21 protein-coding genes are annotated in these 20400 nt (G+C 43.4%); 15 read left to right on the top strand and 6 right to left on the bottom strand.

What is annotated here, in order from left to right:
• Positions 1–106: 106 nt before the first annotated feature.
• Positions 107–667: a helix-turn-helix domain-containing protein gene (locus FHS68_RS08660; RefSeq protein ID WP_167269169.1), complete on the bottom strand. Its 561-nt coding sequence runs from the start codon at positions 665–667 to the stop codon at positions 107–109.
• Positions 668–965: 298 nt separating this feature from the next.
• Between FHS68_RS08660 and FHS68_RS26375 the strand changes: the two genes are divergently transcribed.
• Positions 966–1205 carry an outer membrane beta-barrel protein gene (locus tag FHS68_RS26375; protein ID WP_229211823.1) on the top strand — a complete coding sequence of 80 codons (240 nt, stop codon included), beginning with the start codon at positions 966–968 and terminating at the stop codon, positions 1203–1205.
• Positions 1206–1484: 279 nt separating this feature from the next.
• Here FHS68_RS26375 and FHS68_RS08650 read toward each other — a convergent pair whose 3' ends face one another.
• The 3 genes from FHS68_RS08650 to FHS68_RS08635 all read right to left on the bottom strand — a co-directional run bounded on the left by FHS68_RS08650 (position 1485) and on the right by FHS68_RS08635 (position 4334).
• Positions 1485–2228: a YoaK family protein gene (locus FHS68_RS08650; RefSeq protein ID WP_167269167.1), complete on the bottom strand. Its 744-nt coding sequence runs from the start codon at positions 2226–2228 to the stop codon at positions 1485–1487.
• 27 nt (positions 2229–2255) lie between these two features.
• Positions 2256–3593 (bottom strand): NADP-dependent oxidoreductase, encoded by a 1338-nt coding sequence (locus FHS68_RS08640; protein WP_310588525.1) that lies wholly within the window; start codon positions 3591–3593, stop codon positions 2256–2258.
• A gap of 63 nt (positions 3594–3656) precedes the next feature.
• Positions 3657–4334 (bottom strand): ATP-binding protein, encoded by a 678-nt coding sequence (locus FHS68_RS08635; protein WP_167269165.1) that lies wholly within the window; start codon positions 4332–4334, stop codon positions 3657–3659.
• 234 nt (positions 4335–4568) lie between these two features.
• Between FHS68_RS08635 and FHS68_RS08630 the strand changes: the two genes are divergently transcribed.
• The 14 genes from FHS68_RS08630 to FHS68_RS08565 all read left to right on the top strand — a co-directional run bounded on the left by FHS68_RS08630 (position 4569) and on the right by FHS68_RS08565 (position 16869).
• Positions 4569–5174: a hypothetical protein gene (locus FHS68_RS08630; protein ID WP_167269163.1), complete on the top strand. Its 606-nt coding sequence runs from the start codon at positions 4569–4571 to the stop codon at positions 5172–5174.
• Positions 5159–6286 (top strand): Acg family FMN-binding oxidoreductase, encoded by a 1128-nt coding sequence (locus FHS68_RS08625; protein WP_208408263.1) that lies wholly within the window; start codon positions 5159–5161, stop codon positions 6284–6286. Before FHS68_RS08630 ends, FHS68_RS08625 begins: the two co-directional genes overlap by 16 nt.
• 20 nt (positions 6287–6306) lie before the next feature.
• Positions 6307–7209 (top strand): NmrA family NAD(P)-binding protein, encoded by a 903-nt coding sequence (locus tag FHS68_RS08620; RefSeq protein WP_167269161.1) that lies wholly within the window; start codon positions 6307–6309, stop codon positions 7207–7209.
• A gap of 6 nt (positions 7210–7215) precedes the next feature.
• Positions 7216–7686: a hypothetical protein gene (locus FHS68_RS08615; RefSeq protein ID WP_167269159.1), complete on the top strand. Its 471-nt coding sequence runs from the start codon at positions 7216–7218 to the stop codon at positions 7684–7686.
• 36 nt (positions 7687–7722) lie between these two features.
• Positions 7723–8319, top strand: a complete 597-nt coding sequence (locus FHS68_RS08610) for a hypothetical protein (RefSeq protein ID WP_167269157.1) — start codon at positions 7723–7725, stop codon at positions 8317–8319.
• Positions 8320–8641: 322 nt separating this feature from the next.
• A complete protein-coding gene (locus FHS68_RS08605) occupies positions 8642–9115 on the top strand; it encodes a Dps family protein (protein ID WP_167269155.1) in 474 nt (157 codons plus the stop codon).
• A 158-nt stretch (positions 9116–9273) separates the two neighbouring features.
• Positions 9274–9471: an SDR family oxidoreductase gene (locus FHS68_RS26760; RefSeq protein ID WP_167270833.1), complete on the top strand. Its 198-nt coding sequence runs from the start codon at positions 9274–9276 to the stop codon at positions 9469–9471.
• 42 nt (positions 9472–9513) lie between these two features.
• Complete coding sequence (locus FHS68_RS08595; RefSeq protein ID WP_167269154.1) at positions 9514–10326, top strand: hypothetical protein; 813 nt, start codon at positions 9514–9516, stop codon at positions 10324–10326.
• Between the two features lie 115 nt (positions 10327–10441).
• Positions 10442–11539 carry a DUF6544 family protein gene (locus FHS68_RS08590; RefSeq protein WP_167269152.1) on the top strand — a complete coding sequence of 366 codons (1098 nt, stop codon included), beginning with the start codon at positions 10442–10444 and terminating at the stop codon, positions 11537–11539.
• Positions 11540–11573: 34 nt separating this feature from the next.
• Positions 11574–12116 (top strand): HdeD family acid-resistance protein, encoded by a 543-nt coding sequence (locus FHS68_RS08585; protein ID WP_167269150.1) that lies wholly within the window; start codon positions 11574–11576, stop codon positions 12114–12116.
• Positions 12117–12126: 10 nt separating this feature from the next.
• Positions 12127–13200 carry a zinc-dependent alcohol dehydrogenase family protein gene (locus FHS68_RS08580; RefSeq protein ID WP_208408262.1) on the top strand — a complete coding sequence of 358 codons (1074 nt, stop codon included), beginning with the start codon at positions 12127–12129 and terminating at the stop codon, positions 13198–13200.
• Between the two features lie 227 nt (positions 13201–13427).
• Entirely contained in the window at positions 13428–14102 is a 675-nt protein-coding gene (locus tag FHS68_RS08575) for a BON domain-containing protein (protein ID WP_167269148.1), read from the top strand.
• A gap of 64 nt (positions 14103–14166) precedes the next feature.
• Positions 14167–14469 carry a hypothetical protein gene (locus tag FHS68_RS08570; RefSeq protein ID WP_167269146.1) on the top strand — a complete coding sequence of 101 codons (303 nt, stop codon included), beginning with the start codon at positions 14167–14169 and terminating at the stop codon, positions 14467–14469.
• A gap of 378 nt (positions 14470–14847) precedes the next feature.
• Positions 14848–16869, top strand: a complete 2022-nt coding sequence (locus tag FHS68_RS08565; protein WP_167269145.1) for a copper-translocating P-type ATPase — start codon at positions 14848–14850, stop codon at positions 16867–16869.
• 42 nt (positions 16870–16911) lie between these two features.
• On the opposite strand, the gene FHS68_RS08560 is transcribed toward FHS68_RS08565, so the two are convergent.
• Both FHS68_RS08560 and FHS68_RS08555 read right to left on the bottom strand, forming a co-directional pair.
• The gene (locus FHS68_RS08560; RefSeq protein WP_167269143.1) at positions 16912–19401 is read right to left on the bottom strand and encodes a cation-translocating P-type ATPase; all 2490 of its coding nucleotides are present in this window, start codon (positions 19399–19401) and stop codon (positions 16912–16914) included.
• 10 nt (positions 19402–19411) lie between these two features.
• The gene (locus FHS68_RS08555) at positions 19412–20266 is read right to left on the bottom strand and encodes a HEPN domain-containing protein (protein ID WP_167269141.1); all 855 of its coding nucleotides are present in this window, start codon (positions 20264–20266) and stop codon (positions 19412–19414) included.
• Positions 20267–20400 lie beyond the last annotated feature (134 nt).

Genomic DNA, 20400 nt, shown 5'->3' with positions numbered 1-20400 from the left:
TTGTTTTGTAGGTTAAGATGACCCAATGACATGGGACTCTTTGTTACAAAGGTGTGGTAATTGCTGGCCTTAAACCTTACACAACGACTAGAAGATCTTACATATATTACATGTTTTCCAGATTCCCGCTTCTTTTCATTTTGAGCTTTTTAAAATAAGAGGGGGATAAGCCGGTGATTTTTTTGAACTGGTTCGATAAGTGCGATACGCTGCTGTAATGCAACCGGTAAGCGATCTCAGTTAAATTGAGCTCTTCGTAAAGCAGCAATTCTTTTACCTTTTCAATTTTGTGAAGGATGATAAACTGTTGAATGTTAATTCCTTTTACTTCCGAAAAAGTGTTTGAAAGATATGTATAATCATAGCCTAGCTTTTCGCTGATGTAATCGGAGTAGTTGGTTACTGGGAGGTCTTCCGCATAGTGGACCATCTCTATGATTACCGCCTTTATTTTTTCGATCAAAATACCTCTTTTGTCATCAAGGAGTTCAAGGCCAGACCGTAGCAGGTTTGTTTTGAGTTCCTCATGCTGCTCCTGGGTGATGTCTTCGAGGATCTCAACGGTTCCCAGGTCAACGATAACGTAGTGGAGCCCTAATTTCGTCAACTCCTCTTTCACCAACATTTTGCAGCGTAAGCTGACCATGTATTTGATATACAGTATCATATGGGATGGGAATGTAATTTTCGCTAGTCAAAAATGCAACAGCCGGATTTTAATCTGTGTTCGATGCAACTAATGAGAATTCATGCATAACAATTGCCAGGTTAAATTCGGCAAGCGTTGTTATAGTAAGACTAGCCACTACAACCGTGCCAATTGCCAATTTTAGACTATTATGATTTTAATTCAACGTACTACTAAATATTCATGGCGACAGTCAAATGGAAAACTTGGTTGGGGGAAGTCTTACTGATCTCAAAAAGGTAAGGGTACGTCCATTTTTGATTAACCAAATAACAAGATGAAAAAAATATTATTTACAGCAGTGCTCCTGACATTAGGCACAATCTCATTTGCCCAGACATTCAGTTTTGGCTCCAAGGCAGGTATCAACGTCAGCAATTACTCCGGTGGCGAAATTAATTTAGATGCGAAAATGGGGTATCATTTGGGAGGACTGCTTAATTTTGGTTTCGGGGAAATTTTCTCGATCCAGCCCGAGGTATTTTTCTCAACCCAGGGTGCCAAGATTGAAAATTAGGGAAGCAAGCAGGAGTTTAAGATCAATTATCTGAATATACCGGTCATGCTGAAATTTAGGAGTGCTAATGGGTTCTATATAGAAATGAGCCCTTGGGCTGAGGGGAGATAAGCCCGAACTTTAAAAACAGTGTTATCCAGACAAGCCTTTTCCGGGTAATCCCGATCATTAAAAAATAGGTTACACTTCATTGTCTTGATCCGGGAGGAACAGGTAGTCCTGGTTTCTCCCCTTTTTTTATCGGATTCTGCACTTTCCCTGGTAACCCTAAGCTGGTTGTTACCTTTTATCCCTTTTGAAAGCCTTTGAAGTTGTTTGATAGTAGCGTTTTACATTGACCCTGAATATATCATATAACAGCACAAAAGTTAAAATGACAACCGGAGCGAAAAATGATTTAAATCCGATACTATCAAACAGATAAGCACCGGAAATTGCTCCTGTCATAAAAGAGCAGATGATAAAAAGTTTCAGTTTTATTTTTGAATAAAGGGCTGCGCGGTCGTTATAATTGGTTTTCACCAATTGTGCCAGCTCAATTCCAAGATCTGTAAACGTGCCAGTAAGATGGGTTGTTCTTACCACTGATCCAGACACCATTGAAACCAATGCATTCTGCAAGCCCATCGCGAAAAGTAAACTGCCGGCAAAGATAATTTTGGACATGACGGTTCCATCATATCTGTACCCATCCAATGCCGAAAAGACAAGTATCGTTAATTCGATCAAGATTGGGATGGAATACGAGTAGCGTTGATATCCGCCAAAAAGAGATTGGAAAACCCCGGATGTAAAAGCGCCGGCAAGAAATAAAAGCATCCATAACGCAATGACCTGCGCATTTTGCCAGTTTTGTTGCGCAATCCCTTCTGCCAGCAATGCAGCGTGGCCAGTGATGTTCGTGGTAAGCACCGAGAATCCCAAAAAGCCTTCGGCATTAACAAACCCGGCCGTAAGACCAAGCAGGGTTGCCAGTTTCAGATTGTGATTTGGTGTACGATGAGTACCGGAATGCCTGAACATGATTTGTTTGCCGAGTGAAAGCGCTTATTATTCCCTTATGCTGAGATTTTTAAGTATTTCCTCAGAAGCTGAATCAGAAGAAATTCCATAACCAGTTACCAGGATCCCCTTAATCCCATTGTAGGATTCGATGGCGTATACCGCCGCTTCATCTGCCGGATCAGAATTACCTTCATAGCGGTATACATCAACAATGGTGAAATCTCCCGCTTTGAGCACCCCTGCCGGATGTGCCAGACTGTTATCTTTAAGATTGAAGTCAATCGTAAATCCCTGTTTTCGAAGTTTATTGATTGCCGTGCTGACTGTATCATAGTGGGCATGGGCATCCTTTTCAAAACTAATTGTATTTGTCGGTTTATCTTCGTCAGCTGAAACAAGCATTTTCCCTACATTTTCTCCATCAAACAATCCAAGTAATGCGGCGGGCAGTTGGTCAAAACCATGTATTACGGTCTCGGTAAATTTTAACTTTCCCTCTTTTACCCATTGTGATAAACACTCCGTTGCTTCGGGGAATAAACCTTGGTTATCATTTACCATAAAACCCTGCATCAGAATGCTTCTGGTTAACAGCCTGGGCTGCAGCCTGGGTCCGGAGACATTCGTAGAATTGTTGTAAAGAGCGATCTGTCCGCACAACGGTATGCGCGAGTGAAAATTCATATGGCTGATCACCGCATCAGATATGTCCCCGCCAACATTGTCAAAATATATATCAACGCCATCCGGGCAAGCCTGAGCGATGGCCTTTTCTAAATCTGGTGCTGTTTTGTAGTTGATGGACTGATCAAAACCGTATTCTTCTCTTAACAGCTCTGCTTTTTTATCTGAACCTGTGATGCCAACTACACGGCATCCGTGTATCTTGGCAATCTGCCCTACCACAAGGCCCACCGCACCCGCCGCAGCTGATACAACTACTGTTTCGCCTGATTTTGGTTTTCCAATGTGGATGAGCCCGATGTAGGCGGTAAGTCCTGTCATCCCAAGAACGCCTAAATAATAGCTGGCGGGAGCAACAGTAGCATCGATTTGGTGAATATCTTTTTGATTGGCAATGCAGTTTTCTCTCCATGGCAAAGAGCCTAGTACATAATTGCCTATTGTAAATGAGTCTGACTTGGTCTCAACTATTCTGGCTATTACGCCGCCTGTGAACGGCTCATTGAGTTGAAAAGGTGGGACGTAAGATTTAGCCTTATTCATTCTGCCTCGCATGTAGGGATCGACGGAGTAGTACAGGCCTTGAAGCAGAACCTCTCCTTCATTTATTTCAGGCAGATCAATATTTTCAAACCTGAAATTTTCCTTGGTCGGGATATCTACGGGTCTTGATGCCAGTACAATTTGTCTTGTTGTCATGAATTTTCTATTGGGTGGGCCTGAATTTGCCAGGAACCGTTATCTTATACAAACCACTATTTTCTAATTATTATCAAAAAGTAGGAAGAAATGGGTGCCCGACCCTTCCTGTGACTCCACATGTACCTTCACATTATTTGCGGTGAGAATGTCGTATGTGGAAGCCAGGCCGATACCCAAGCCGCCGGGCTTATTGGTGTAATTGGCATGAAAGATGTTTTTCAGGTTCTTTTCGCTGATGCCACAGCCATTATCCTCAATCTGAACAACATATTTCCCTGCGATGGGCATCGTAACCAGTTTCAATTCTCCGAGCTGTGCCTCCATAGCCTCAATAGCATTGACAATGATATTGGTGAGGGCAATCTTCATTTTCGGGCGGTTTAATGCCACGATGCAGTCTGTGGGATCATATTCTTTACAGACCATGATATTTTTCAGCATGATCCTGTCTTTTGCCATTTCGATCACTTCATCAAGCAGGTGATGAAGTGACTGATTTGCCACTTGGGCTTCAACAATGCTTCGGTTTTTGATCAGGTCATTGACCAGCTCGTTAATCTTGTCAGCGCTGTGCCTGATGATATCCATATAGGTTTTCAAATCATCATCTTTACGCTCGGCGAGCATCAATTCTAGGGAGAGATCAATTGTAGCCAATGGGTTGCGTATTTCATGAGCCAGTTTTGCCGTAAAATCAAATAGGCCAGGCCCTTCGAGTAAAGGAGAGGGTGAATTCATTTCGGAGAGCTTTTTTGGCTGAATACTAACGTCAAAGATGAGTCTATTCTGACCGAATACTTTATATAAAGCGGCCAAATAGTTGCATCTATCACAGGTACGGCATTTTGCAAAGGTGTGAAGTATGCAACAATTTGAGATGACGATACAACAGTTATCACTTCGCCAACAGCAAGCTTTGTATATATATCCAATTGACAGTGTGTCAATGTCTCAACCTATTATTAAATCCCAATGAAAAATTATTTCTTACTCCTGTTTATGCTGTTTGTTGCAACATGTAATGTATCAGCACAAAACGAACCGTCAACAGGTACATTTTGGCATCCCAATCCTGCTGTTTACGACGTAAAACATGCATTGGAAATAGAGAGCCTGGTGCCCATGTTTCTTACAGGCGGCTATCACTTTGCACTGGGCTACCGGTACAAAAAATTCAGGATCAGGGCGAGCGTGATTAACGGTGGCACGTACAACGCTGAAACGGCTGGTTTGAAAAATTCATCTGCTGAGTTTAAAAGGTACTATACTACATCACCCGGTGTTTTCCTGGGTTATAATGTCTGGAAAAACCTTGAAGTTTATACGTACCTGGAATTTCACACTTTTGAAATCACCCAGAAGAGTACAGGTATGAAAAAAGATTTAAAAAGTACAGATTCCGGCCTGGGTGTTAGTTATCAATTCTTTATCGGGAAAATTTTTTACGTACAACCAGGTTTGCACCTTTATTTAAGAAGCAATAACAGCGTCAATTTTGGCGACGCCACTTACAATATCCCTAATGCAGATGTGTCACCCGTTATCAGAATAGGAGCCAGATTATGGAAAAAATACTGATAGACCGGAAACGATTTCTTGGACTCGCCGCAGGCTCGGTAGTCCTGGCCGGTGTTGCAGGTTATGCATTGAGTGACAGGAGCAATTTTAAAAGGTCAGATCTCGGGTCTGAAAAAGCGGGTGAGTTTCCCTTGAAGCCGGATGAAATTGAGATTTTGCATCTGGCCTCGCTGGCGCCAAGTGGACATAACACCCAACCCTGGTTTGTGAAGTATGTAGGACCCTATCATTGGATCATCGGCAACGACAAGCGTAAATGGCTTCCTGGTGTTGACCCAACGCAGCGGGAAACGATGCTATCAATCGGTGCTTTTTTGCAAAACGTTGAATATGCTGCCGGTAACCTGGGTTATGATTGCCAGTTCAATTTATTGGCGGCCAGCAACCAGGATGAACATGTGATGGAGGTGAAACTGGTTAGGTCAGCAATCCATACTTATGATATTCGAAAGATAAGACAACGCCGGACAGTCAGGTCAGACTATGTCAATGATATATTAAAAAAGGACGATGTAACATTCTTGTTGGACAATGACCATGAATTTATCCGTTATGTCCCTAATACTTCAAGGGAGCATATTTGGCTTATGGAGCAAACCATTGAAGCCAACAGGATCCAGTCTTATCGGGAAGCCGCCCAGAAAGAATTGTCTGAATGGATCAGGTTTTCAAGTAAAGAAGCCAAATATTACCGGGATGGACTCACAACTGCGGGGATGGAAATCGATGGCGTCTCTGCCTGGGTTTTAAGGAACTTCTATGGAAAGTCGAAGGTGATGAAAAAGGGTTTCAGGGAGCAAAATATCGACAATGTGAGTAAGCAGGTGTCACAAGCTGCTGGATGGATGTTGATTATGAGTAGAGATGGTTCGGTGGCTTCGCTTCTTGAAACAGGTCAACGGATGCAGCGATTATTTTTAAAAGTGCGAGAAAAGAATATTGCAATCCATCCAATGACGCAAATTTTGGAGGAACCTTCCATGCACCAACAGTTTGTGCAATCCATTGGTATGGGCAGTGAGGCGCAGTTTATTTTACGAACAGGATATTTGAAGCATTATCCTGACCCCGTTTCGCTCCGAAGACCTTTGGGGACTTTTGTCATCACATAACTCAGATCGCCCGCAAACTTATGCTAAATATTTTGGTGACTGGTGCCACTGGAAACGTTGGGGCCGAAGTGATTAAATCCTTGCTTAAAGTCAAATATGACCTAAAACTATTGGCAGGTGTAAGGGATTTAGAAATTGGATGTAAAGAGCTGACCGATAAAAGAATAAGTTTAGTCAGATTTGACTTTACCGACACGACGTCGTACACGCCTGCTTTACAAAACTGCGACTTTCTTTTTCTGATGCGACCTCCGCAAATTTCTGAAGTATACAAATATTTTGGACCACTACTGGATGTTGCAAAAAGGGTTGGAGTCAAACATATTGTATTTCTTTCGGTACAGGGCGTTGAGAAAAGTAAAATCATCCCGCATTATAAAATAGAGAAGCTGATTGTAGCGAGTCATATCCCTTTCACATTTCTCCGGGCCGCCTATTTTATGCAGAATTTTTGTACAACATTGAAAAACGATCTTCTGGACAGAAGGAGAATATTTTTACCGGCCGGTGGTGCTCGGTTTGCAGTGGTCGATGTTCGTGATACCGGCCATGTGGCAGCCATTGTCCTGACGAATGCTACTGAACACATCAACAAATCTTATGATCTGACAGCCAGCCAATTATTTACATTCCAGGAGATGGCGGCGAAATTAACCAGCATTTTAGGGGTCAACGTAAAATATACTTCGCCGGGATTGATAAATTTTTTCCTCGCCAAGCGTAGAGAGGGAATTCCAATCAACTTCATACTGGTCATGATCATGATACATTACTTTCCGCGCTTTCAGAAAGAACCCATCATAACGGATTGCATAGAATCCATTACCGGAGAGGAGCCTATAACCTTCAACGAGTTTGTTGCAGACCATCGGGTTTCGTTATGCGGTCTACAACAATATCCCGGCAAATCATTAACCAATTAAAGCTAAATGAATAAAGCGAAATCTGCACGGAATATTCTGTTTTGTCTGCTGGGTTTCCTGGGTCTGGGTGCGCTGGGCGGAGGCGGTGTACTAATCATTTCTCCCACTGGTGAATTGATGGGAATGCCTTTGTCCATGCTGGATCCGTCGCCTTTTCATAGCTTTTTGATCCCAGGGATCTTGTTATTCGTGGTTCTTGGGATTTTTCCTTCGCTGCTGGTCTTCGCATTTATAAAAAATACAAAAAGCCGTATCGCTGAGCGTCTTAATTTTTTTGGAGATATGACCTGGCAATGGAGTTGCTGCATCTATGTGGCTTTTGCACTGATCATCTGGATACAATCGGAGATGGTTTTGCTTCATGCCGTGCATTGGCTGCATACGGTTTACATGCTCTATGCAGTAGCCATTCTTTTCGTTGCTTTGCTGCCAGCAGTCAGAATGCAATGCAGAAAGCAGCTTGCCACGACAAATTAAAGGTGTCCTAAATTTTTAATCAATCAAATCAGAATAATGAAAAAAATAAAGAAAGTGGTTGGCTTCGTATCGCTGATTATCCTGGTTTTTTGGGTATCCATCACCCTCTGGGCAGAAGGCAAAGGTCCAAAAAAAAGTTGGAGCCTGGGAAATGTTGCCTCACCTCAAAAAGCGCTGATTGTTTACGATCCTGACCCACTTTATAATTTAGATGAACAGATATCCCGCTCGCTGGGGCAGGCACTTGCAGATAAGGGTATGCATGTCCGGGTGGTTTCGGTGAAAAAAGCGATGGAATTGGAAAACACCTCTTATACGCTGTATGTGTTTTGTGCCAATACCTACAATTGGCGGCCGGATTGGGCGCTGAGCAACTTTATTGATAAAAAGGTGATTTTAACTAACAAAAATGTAGTAGCAATTACCCTTGGCAGCGGATCAACGGAGGCTTCTCAGCAGGCATTGGAAAAATTGATCCTTAGCAAAGGCGCACTCCTTTTTGATTCCCGGTCGTTGTGGCTATTGAAGCCAAATGATGAGTCGAAGCCAAAAGAGTCAAATGTTGCTGTTTCGGTTTCGATGGCCTATTCATGGGGACAAGAAATTGCCGGGAGAATGGCAGTTAAAGACTAGCGCTGGATTGCCGGTTAGGTTAAAAGGAAATGGGCTTCCAGGATTTATTGTCAAACCAAAACAAAGGTGGACAATATGTGATTGATGCAACTTTTAGAGTTTCATATACAACACTTGCTAAACAGAAGAATCTCACCTTTGAGTGGTTGTGAAAATGCCTAGCCATGAAAAATAAAATCAATATTTCGAGTTCAAGAAGAACTCAATTTAGATGCGTATATCTTCGGCCGTTATTTAGTATCTGACACGCCCCTGTCTCCCTAATATAATCAAAATCATGTTCAGCCTCCAACCGCAAGCTGAAAAATAAATAAACAAACATATGGAATCGAATATTGAAGTTGTTGCGGAAAACAGCCAGGCTGTTGCAACAGAATTGTTGAAACTTTTGGCAGATGAACATGTTTTGTATACCAAAACAAGAAATGCTTATTGGAATTTGGAGGACGCTCACTTTTATGAAAGGGAGAAGCTTTTTGATGACCAGGCCAATCAGTTGATCGGGATCATTGACAGTGTTGCCAAAAGAATACGTTTTATGGAACATTATGCTTACGCTTCGCTTAAATCCTTTTTAGAGATCACGCATTTAACCGAGGTCTCGCCTGATCAAAATGATAGTTTAATCTATATAAACGAATTGCTTTCCGATCACGACAGTATCATTATCCATTGCAAGGAAAATGCCCATCGTTTTGCCAGCGAATTCAAGGACACTCCGGCAGCTAATTTTATCACGGATCTTTTGGAAAAACATGAAGATATGGCCAGGTTATTAAGGTCGCATCTAAAATAGTTCTTCCACAGGCTGATCTCAGATTTTTGAAATGAAGAAATTGTAAAAAAAGGTAGACATTATTACCGACGGAAATTTCGGTATCGGTAAAGCAGTGGCTATTGAAGCCGCAAAAGAAGGTGGGACCGTGTGATAGCTGACCTTTACAGGCAAACGCGATATGTCCTTATTATATAGAAACTCCTCTACTCAGGGCAGCGCCCGATGAAGTGCATGAAGCCTGGATTCAGGGCACACCTTCTAAAAGACTTGGAAAGGCCTCAGAGGTCGCCAAAGCCTTTGTCTATTTGGCATGTGACGATTCCAGTTATTGCAACAGGACCCAGATCATCCTGAATGGCGGGGTCATGGCGTAAGCTCTTTTAGGACAATAGAAACACATCATAATTTTTAAGAAAATGTCACAAATAATTGTCATTTCCTTTACTCAGGAAACAAAAGCTATCCAGGCTCTGGATAAACTCAGTGAATTGGAATCCTTCGGGGAAGTCACCATTTACGAAAAGACCATGATCCGTAAAAAAGAGAACGGACGGTATGAAATACTAAACCAGGATGGTTTTCAAGGGTGGCAAATGCTGACAGGGATGGCGGTAGGTAGCATCTTTGGAATACTTGCTGGCCCATTGGGTTTTGTGATCGGCATATATACGGGTGGCGCAATTGGTCTGGTTTCTGAGATCCGTGAGGATAATTTTGAATCAGACTTTATATTTAAGCTTGAAGGCGGGGTAAGCGTAGGAACTGTTTCAATTATCGCAGAGGTCGATGACAACAGCCATGTGGCCATCGATTATGCCATGAAAAAAATGGGTGGTATGGTGAGCAGAAGCGATGTTGATTTCGCATATGGGCATGATGTAGGTGAAAAGATAGATGAGCTTGATGATGAAATTGCAGAAGGCCGGGCCGAGCTGAAAAAATCGGCTGACGATGTTAAACACAAGGTCGAAGAGAAAATACTTACGCTGAAAGAGAAACGAAAACTTAAAATCGCCGGGTGTGAAAAGAAAGGTAAAAGAGCGCTGAACGAGATTAAAGATAAAACACAGGCTACGGTCGATCAAGTAAAATCAAGCATAGTACGGTTTGAAACGAATGTAAGTGAAGCTGCCAGAGATGCTGAGGTAAGTCTGATCAAGAGAAGGATTTCGAGGCAGGAAGACAAGCTTACCAAGTTAAACAGAGCCCTGATCGAGGCACTGGTCTAACAAGCCTGCCGTTAAACCAGCTGCCCAGAAAATGACCTAAATTCTTTTTCAGGGATAATTTGAAGTGACCCTTTTTAAGGCACGAATTAAAGTCGATATAGTCAAAAAATAGTGAATGATGAGAATCACTTTTTTCATAGTTGTAATTCTGCATGGATTAATTCATTCGTTTGGCTTTATAAAAGCCTTTGGTATTTCGGATTTAAAGCAGCTAACACAGAACATTTCGAGACCTTTTGGAATACTTTGGTTATTTGCCTGTATATTACTGGTAACAGCCGCAACGATGTTTGCTTTTAGAAACACAAACTGGTCTTGGCTTGGACTGATTGGAATAATAATATCGCAGACACTGATTATTTACTTTTGGCAGGATGCAAAATTTGGGACGATTGCCAATATGATTATTCTCATTGGAGTCATTATTGAATTTTCTGCATCGGGTTATTACCTTAAGTATAAAGATGATGTAAAAGCTGGGTTGCGGCAAATCGCTTATTTTGAAAAATCCGCTTTGACCGAAACGGACATCAACGAACTGCCTGAACCGGTAAAAAGATACCTCCGTTTTACTGGTTCCATTGGCAAGCCCAAAGTAAATAACTTCAAAATAGAATTTACAGGAAAGATCAGAAAAGATGAGCAGTCGGACTGGATGCCTTTTTCTTCTCAGCAGTACAATTTTATGCAGACGCCAACAAGGCTCTTTTTTATGAAGGCAGTGATGAAGAAACTGCCTGTTGCCGGTTATCACTGCTTTCAAAATGGGCATGCTTTTATGGATATCAGGCTGCTATCACTTTTTAAGGTTCAATACCAGGATGGCCCGAAAATGGATTTGTCCGAGTCGGTGACCTTTTTCAACGATATGTGCTGTCTGGCACCGGCGACACTAATTGATAAGCGAATAAAGTGGTTTGATGTTGAGGGTAATAACGTAAAAGCATCATTCACGAACAATAATATTACCGTTTCCGCATGGTTGTATTTTAACGAGGAAGGTGCGCTGGTCAACTTCGTTTCCCAGGATCGGTACTCCGCTGATGCAGGAAAACAATTACCTTGGTCTACCCCTCTGAAAGATTACCAGCAAATAAATGGATCCAAATTGATGCGTGATGCGGAAACCATTTATGGTTACCCGGACAGGGACTTGTGCTACGGCACTTTCAAACTCGAAAGTGTAAAATACAATTGCCGGGACGCGGAATAGACATCAAAATCAAATTTTCCTTCCAAAAATAATTATGGAAACATCACAAGTTGTTACACAGGCACCCTACGCAATCAAGCCGGGTTGGATTTCCTTTTTACTTGGGTTTCTTTTCATACTGATCGGTATTTGGGTATTTATTACCCCGAATGAAAGCTACCTAGCTCTTTCAACGATTTTTAGTGTCACTTTCCTAATAAACGGTTTCTTTGAGATTTTTTCAGCTGCTTCCAGCCAAAAATCAAGCAGCCGGGGCTGGGTTCTGGCTGGAGGTATCTTTGATATTCTTCTAAGCATTATGTTGATATATAATCCTCTGATTACGGCGCAGATATTGCCGTTTTACGTTGGATTTGCTTTGACCTTCCGCTCAATGATGGCGATTGGCGTCTCATTTCAATTTATTGGAATAAAAGGCTGGGGATGGCTGCTGGCCTTGGCAATTGGAAGTTTGATCTTCTCCTTTATGCTGCTTCGCAACCCCGTTTTTGCGGGAATGACGATCGTGAGCTTTACAGGGTTGGCTTTCATGGTGATCGGTATTTTCAGAGTATTGATGTGGTTCAAATTTAAATGATGACTAAGCTATGATCAATCTTCCGAATCCATTCGCTGGTGCAAGTACTGAGAAGATGAATGTCGAACAACACAGCGAGATGGTGTTGCCAACAACCATGCGGGCCATGGTCATGGAAAAACAAGGTGAGCCGCTTGTCAGTAAAACACTTCCGCTTCCTAATCCCGAGCGGCATCAGGTTCTGGTTAAAATCATTGCCTGTGGGGTCTGCCGGACCGACCTTCATATTATGGATAGTGAACTTCCAAATCCGAAACTGCCCTTGATCCCAGGCCATGAGATTATTGGAACAGTTGTGAAAGCGGGCAGTGACATTTCAATGTTAAAGGTGGGAGACCTGGTGGGTATTCCTTGGCTGGGCTACACCTGCGGATATTGCCGATACTGTTTGAAAGATCAGGAGAATCTTTGCGAGAACGCCCTCTTTACGGGTTATACCATGGATGGCGGATTTGCAGAATACACCGTCGCATTTGAAAATTTTTGTTTTAAAATAAAGTCCGTATATGCCAATCCGTCAGGAGCGCCACTGATGTGCGCGGGACTGATTGGGTACCGTTCTTATAAAATGACAGGCCAACTTGCGCAGCGAATCGGCATTTACGGTTTTGGCGCAGCAGCCCATATTCTGACTCAGCTTGCTAATTACGAAGAAAAGAAGGTCTATGCTTTTACAAGGGATGGTGATACGAAATCCCAGTCCTTTGCAATGGATCTTGGCGCCGCCTGGTCTGGAGATTCGAGTTCACTCCTCCCCATTCAGCTTGATGCGGCCATTATTTTTGCTCCGGCAGGAGAGCTGGTCCCAAAGGCGCTTAGGGATGTAGATAAAGGCGGTGTTGTTGTTTGCGGGGGAATCCACATGAGTGATATTCCTTCATTTCCTTATGAAAGTCTTTGGGGGGAGAAAACGCTGCGCTCAGTTGCTAATCTGACCCGTAAAGATGCAAGTGAATTTCTTGCTCTGGCCGGGAAGGTGAAGATCAAAACAAAAACAACATTGTATGCTCTGGAAAATGCCAATGATGCCCTAGCTGACCTGCGCAGCGGCAGCATACATGGAGCGGCAGTACTGGTGATGTAAATAGCTTCACACCAATTACATACATGAGTTCGTTTCCCCTGATCCGTTGGGATATCAAATGAAAAAAACAGAAATCAAAGTGTTGGAACAGGGGCGGGACCATCCACAAAAGACTGATAAAAATCAGTGATTGATACAACTCTTAGCCTTCGCGATGTAAGTTATCACCCCTGAGTTTACTGACCTTTACCCAAGTAATAACACTATTACTAATAAATAAAGAGATTATGAAAACCAATGAAGAATTGCAGAAAGATGTTCAGGACGCAATCAAATGGGAACCCTTATTGAAAGCGGCAGAAATCGGTGTAACAGCGAAGGATGGCGTTATCACTCTTTCAGGCACAGTGGATAGCTATGCAAAAAAATCAGAGGCAGAAGATGCGGCTAAACAAGTAATTGGCGTAAAAGCAGTGGTTGAGCAAATCGAACTTAAAACTTTCAGTAACCTGTATAACCGGGACGATAACGATCTTGCCAATGAGGTACTGAACGCATATAAATGGAATTGGGAAATTCCCGAAGATAAGGTCAAGGTGAAAGTTGAAAATGGCTGGATCACGCTGGAAGGCGAAGTTCAATGGAATTATCAAAAAGAAGCAGCTGCAAGGCTCATCAAGAAGCTAGTCGGGATCAGAGGGGTTTCCAACAGGATCACGATCAAATCTGAAGCCCATGATGAGATCGAAAAAATGGCCATTGAAAGCGCGTTAGCCCGTAATTGGTCTATCAAAGAGCAGGATATCCATGTAAACGTTTCACACAACAAAGTGATCCTTACAGGCACAGTTGGCTCCTTGTATGAAAAAATCGAGGCCGAACGTCAAGCTTGGAAGGCGCCTGGTGTTGAAATAGTCGACAATGATATTGTTGTTGAATATGACTATTCACTGGTTGATTAAATGGATTAATAGGAGGGGAAACCCTCCTATTAAATAGTAGTGTTTATCGTTTTATAGGTATATCATGTTGCTCAAAGGAGAATTGTTTAAACCAGGATGCTGGGGAGGCATTGTATTCTCCCTTGCAGTTGCTCCAATCGGGTCGTATGTAGCATTTCAGCAACCATTTTTATGGCTATCACTTTGTTTTTCCTTCAAAGAAGACCTGATAGTCGGTACCTGTGGAAGCAGGAACCAAGAGAAGCTATTGTGCGGATTTGGTGCAGGCTTCACTGCGTCGCATCGTCAGAGAAGAGGAACGCCACGGTTGCAGCTATCTCTTCTGGTTAGGCCAAACGCAGTAATGCCGATCCAGCCTTCCGTTTAAATTGAATGAGATTTTGGCTATCAGTTTCAATCTCATAATGGTGGGGCTGCTTTGTGTTTTATTTTTACACATTTTTTTTAAATAAGTTACATCTTTCACTTTTCAGCATGAAAATTTATGCAAGTCGAAAGTCCGTAATTCTTGCAACTTTTCTAATATGTTTTGCAACATATACCCAGCTAAATCTCGCGACTTTTATGATGATGTAAAATGCCCTAAAATTTGGCATGACTATGTCATATTTTCTGAAATTCAACTCTTTTTTACCGGCTTATCAAATGTTAGGGTACCGTTGGAAAACGAACCGATTTTTTTTGCAGCTCTAATTTGGCCTCTCTTTTCGCAGCAAAAATATTTTTAAAAACATAATCTGAAAGCATGGAAGTTGAAGAAATGACCAAAACAGATCATCACATCATGGAGCATTCCATGCACAAAAAGCCAATGCACGACATGGGCGGAGCGGATCATCATACAATGATGATTGCGGATTTTAAGAAACGCTTCTATGTCGTTTTAGTGCTTACGCTGCCCATAGCAGCGCTCTCTTCGATGATTCAGCATTTTATGGGGGTAAACTGGCAGTTTGCGGGATCGTCCTATATCTTGTGCGCATTATCGACCATTGTCTTCTTTTACGGGGGCTGGCCATTTTTAAAGGGGCTGGTCAGTGAGCTGAAAGAGAAAAATCCGGGCATGATGACGCTAATCGGTTTTGCGATTATGGTATCTTATTTGTATAGCACAGCAACGGTATTTGGTCTCCCGGGCATGGACTTTTACTGGGAGCTGGCAACGCTGATACTGGTGATGCTGCTTGGGCATTGGATTGAAATGAAATCCATTGCCGGTGCGTCAAAGGAGCTTGAATTGCTGGTGGAGCTCATGCCCTCTGATGCACATAAGGTGGTCGGGGATAGAGTGCAAGATGTAAACACGGATACGCTTCAGCAGCATGATATTATCCTTGTTAAACCTGGCGAAAGGATAGCTGCCGACGGTTATGTTTCGGAGGGCGAAAGTTATCTGAACGAATCAATGCTGACCGGGGAATCCAGTCCGGTTAAGAAAACCAGCGGCGATAAAGTAATTGCGGGTTCTATTAATGGGAATGGTTCAATCAAAGTAACGGTGTCCCATGCAGCTAAGGAATCGTATCTCTCACAGGTGATCAAACTCGTGGACGATGCGCAGAAGGCCAAATCCCAGACACAGCTGCTCGCAGACACCGCGGCAAAATGGCTCACTTTTATTGCCCTCGGTACTGGTATTGTCACATTTCTGTATTGGTATTTTAGCGGGGAGAACCTTGCTTTTGCCATCGAACGCATGGTGACCGTCGTCGTGATCTGCTGTCCGCATGCATTAGGCCTGGCTGTACCGCTGGTGGTGGCCAGATCCACTTCGCTGGCTGCCAAAAATGGTCTTTTGATTAAAAACAGGTCGGCATTTGAGAATGCCCGGAAAATCTCCATCGTCGTGTTTGATAAAACGGGGACGTTGACAATTGGCAAATTCGAGGTTTCAAAAGTTGTTTCGCTTAAAAAGGAATTGACTGAAAATGAGCTCATTCGCCTTTCCGCATCATTGGAACAAAATTCAGAACATCCTATTGCCACCGGTATTTTACAAAAAGCAAAAGAGCTATCCCTAACCATTCCCGATGCTGAAAATTTCTATGCTATTACCGGCCAGGGAATTCAGGCTACGGTCAAGGGCAAAGGCATGCAGGTGGTGAGTCCGGGGTATCTCAAGGCAAATAATATCACGGTGGAGGCCCTGGAAACCAACGATACGGAAACCGTCGTTTTTTTGATAATCGATAAGGAGCTGGCAGGATATATAGCCCTGTCCGATCAGATCAGACCAGAATCGGCCGCTGCTATCCGGACATTGAAAGAAAATAATATCAAGTCTATTTTACTCACCGGTGATAATGCGAAGGTTGCTAAAAGTGTGAGCGAAACCCTGGGCATGGACAGTTTTACGGCCGAAGTCCTGCCGGACCAGAAGCTTCAAAAGATAAAGGAACTGCAAAAAAACGGAGATTTTGTAGCCATGACGGGTGATGGTGTAAACGACGCGCCGGCGTTGGCGCAGGCCGATATCGGTATTGCCGTAGGCAGCGGCAGTGATATTGCCGCCGAAACAGCAGGCATTGTGCTGGTAAACAGCAATCCCAAAGACATTGTCAGCCTCATTTTATTTGGTAAGGCAACACATCGGAAAATGATCCAGAATTTAATCTGGGCTACTGCTTATAACATTGTTGCCTTGCCGTTGGCCGCCGGGGTATTGTACCGCTGGGGCATTTTGTTAAATCCCGCAGTGGGCGCCGCCTTGATGGCTGTGAGCACGATCGTCGTTGCAATAAATGCAAGTATGTTGAAAGTTAAATGACGGTGCATTTGCCGGAAGAGGCGATAGACATTGTGTCCACGGCTATTTTCGACGATAAAATTTGACCCCTTCATACCAAACCGTAAACACAAACCCTACACTAACACTAATCACCAACTGCTTCAAATTCACTGTCTCTAGACTGAAAAATCGCGTAACACCGGGTATCACAAAAATGAGAAAAGAGAGTAAGATCGTAATGCCAATGATCATCGGAACCAGGTTGTTTTTGTAGCGTAGTGTTGTTAAAATGGAGTGAGAAAACGACCGGTTCACGAGGGTCAAGCAGATATTGGCAGATAATAGCCCAATAAATACCATAGATCTCGTAAGCGCCTCATCATAAGATTGCATCAACGCGTACTGATAAAGCAGCAGCATTCCGGTCGTGATCACCAGTCCTTGTAAAATGCTCACCGACAGCTCTTTTAAACTAAAAAATGTGGATGTGAAAGGCCTTGGTTTTTGCAATAATAAATCCTTTTCCATCGGCTCATTTTCATAAATGATTGAGCAGGTCGGACCCATGATCAGCTCGAAAAATATGATATGGACCGGTGTGAAAATATTTGGATAGATCCAGCCCAGCGCCAGAGGAATGAAGACAGTCAGGATAATGGGTATATGGATGGAGATAATGTAGCGGATCGCGTTTTTTAGGCTGATGTATATTTTGCGGCCCATCGCCACGGCATCCACCATCTTGGCCAGATCGTCATCTGCTAAAATGAGTGATGAGGCTTGTTTTGCTATTTCCGTACCTTTTTTGCCCATGGCAATCCCAATGTGCGCAGCTTTCAGTGCCGGACCGTCATTGACCCCGTCGCCGGTCATGGCCACAATCTGTCCCTGTGCTTTGAGGGCATTGACTACTTTCAACTTTGCTTCCGGAAACATTCTGGCAAAAATGCCCGTCTGCATCACCTTTTGCTGCAATGTGTTGTTATCCATTGCAACCAGCTCGTCACCCAGCAAAACGGTTTCAGCTTCTTTGAACCCAATTTGCCTGGCAATGTTCTGCGTCGTAGCCGCATTGTCGCCAGTAATGATCTTTACCTGGATGCCTGCATTATAAAACGCTTCAAAAACAGACGTAATGTTTGCTTTTGGCGGATCATAAAAAGCGACCAAACCAAGAAATTGAAACGAAAGCTGCTGCTGTTTTTCAGGGAATGCGTCTCCCGAAAATGTACTTTGCCCAACTCCCAATATCCGGTATCCTTTGGCGGCCAGCTCGTTGATTGCATTTGCTATTTCCTTGTTCTGACTTTCCGATAATCCTGACAGTGTTATCAAGGCTTCCGGTGCGCCTTTCGCTGCAATGATGCGCTCGCCAGCTGCATTTTCAAATACATGCGTCATCATAGGCGGCTTTCCTTCCAGCGCATATTCATGGACCAGCTTAAATTCAGGCCGCCTGTCGGTCCCAATCAGTTGGCCATAAGCTTCGTGCAAGGCCGTTTCCATCGGATCGAAGGGTTCCGGTTCGCTCGACCACATGGCAATCGCGAGCAGCGTTTTGGCATCGTCATCCAAGGTGCTGTCGGGCAGCTGAATCGCGTTTTGGGCCTGGACATATAAATTGACCAGCTGCATTTTATTCTCGGTGATCGTTCCCGTTTTGTCGGTACAAATCACCGTCGCGCTGCCCAGGGTTTCAATGGTCTGCGTTCTTTTGACGATGATCCCCATTTTCATCAGTCGCCACGCACCCAAAGCCATAAACGTAGTAAAAGCCACCGGGATTTCTTCCGGTAAAATGCTCATGGCAAGTGTTAATGCCTTTAAAAGACTGTCTAAAAACTGCTGCGTGCGGATGTAATTGATCCCCCAGACGATCAGGAAAATAATGCCACCAACAATCGCCATTTTCTTTACAAAATTGGTGATCTGAATTTGCAGCGGCGTAGGCTCCTGCTCAATGGATTCCAGGCTTATGCCGATCAGCCCCAGTTTTGTTTTGTTCCCGATCGCATTGATCTCCACAACAGCCCTGCCGCTTGTGACGAGCGTCCCCTGGAAAACTTCGCTGGCAGGTTCATTTTTGACAACCGCCATGGACTCGCCCGTCAGAATGGATTCGTTCACCGAGAAATCGTGGGCTTCGAGGATAGCGCCGTCCGCAGGGATTTTATTTCCTTCTTCCAATATCATGTAATCGCCGATCACAATCTCTTCCCTGAGAATTTCCACTTCGACGCCATTGCGGACTACTTTGCATTTGGGCTGCGTCAGTGTTTTCAACTCGGCCAGCGCATTCCGGCTTTTGGTATCCTGGTAAATCGAAATGGCGGAAATGACAATAATGGCACCCAGCATAAACAAACCTTCTCCCAGCGAGTCCGTCAGAAAATAAATGGCAGAGGCGGCGATCAGCAGGATTAGCATGGGCTCTTTTACCAAACCTAATATTGCGGTCAAAAGGCCGCTTTTGCTGGTATCTTCTATTTTGTTCTCGCCGTGGGTGGCGCGGGATTGGCTGACCTGGTCGGTGGTGAGGCCTTGATGGAGGGTAATAAGGTTGGTGGGCATTTGGGGAGGTTTAATCAGTACCGAATTGCGCAATCCGCTCATTACAAATGCGCTCCGTCAAGTCTTTCAACACTTTTACGCGATCGGCCAGATATTCCAATTCTTCTTTTTCGATTTTGTAGTTCATATTATATCTCGAATCGATGTATGCCTTTTGCAAGAGTTCAAACAACCGCTTTTCTTCTGGTGTATTTTTCGGAAAAACCGTTCCGAAAGTGGAATGAAGTTTTTCAACCTGATTTCCTAATTTTTCTATGTCGTGAATTTTTGGCTTGTAATCGGTGAAAACGAGAAGAATAGCGGAATAATACCTTTCAGTAGCTTGGTGAAGATTGAAAGCGGCTTCCTTAAACCACGCTTTTTCAATATGAATGTAGGTAGTTTCTAAAAAACGGCTAGCGCTTTCAAACCAAGGCTCAAACTGCTCTTTTGCTTTTTTCTGCCTTTCCCCAGGATTCATATTTTTTGGCTGGGATAACTTGAATTTTCCCGAATCAAAAAGCACAATTCCTTCTTTTAAAATATCGACAAAAAAATATTCATTTCGTTCAATCTTATCGTTTACAAACCCGATACTGTGATGAATGATGGTGACGCTTGTTTGCTCGTCATTACCGTTTACTCTTTTGTTAAGGTCCCACCACTTTTTGTCGTCTTTGGCGGATTTCCTGTCTGTGGTAATAACTAGAATGTCGTAATCGCTTACATATTCGGTGTGCTCCTGGAAATCCTCCACCCAATCGCCACGCGCATGGCTGCCAAAAAGGATGACCATTTCGGCGGGCACTTTTTCGACAATGATTTCGGTGAGTGTTTCTAGTTCTTCCTGTTTGTCGTCGGGGAGGTGGGAGAGCGTTGTTTTCATGGGTGTGTGGGGGCTTAAGTGTGCCTGTTGTTTTTCGGGTTTTGGAGAGGTGTTGGTTTTTAGGTTTGTGGAAGTATGATTGTTTCTCAAAATCAGGTTATAAATGGTATTTTGTTAGTTCCGAGCGTGTTGTT

Origin of the sequence: Dyadobacter arcticus, assembly GCF_011762185.1 — a bacterium.
GTDB classification, from domain to species: domain Bacteria; phylum Bacteroidota; class Bacteroidia; order Cytophagales; family Spirosomataceae; genus Dyadobacter; species Dyadobacter arcticus.
Note: the sequence above shows the minus strand (reverse complement) of the source record. Positions and strands in the feature narration are given on the sequence as shown.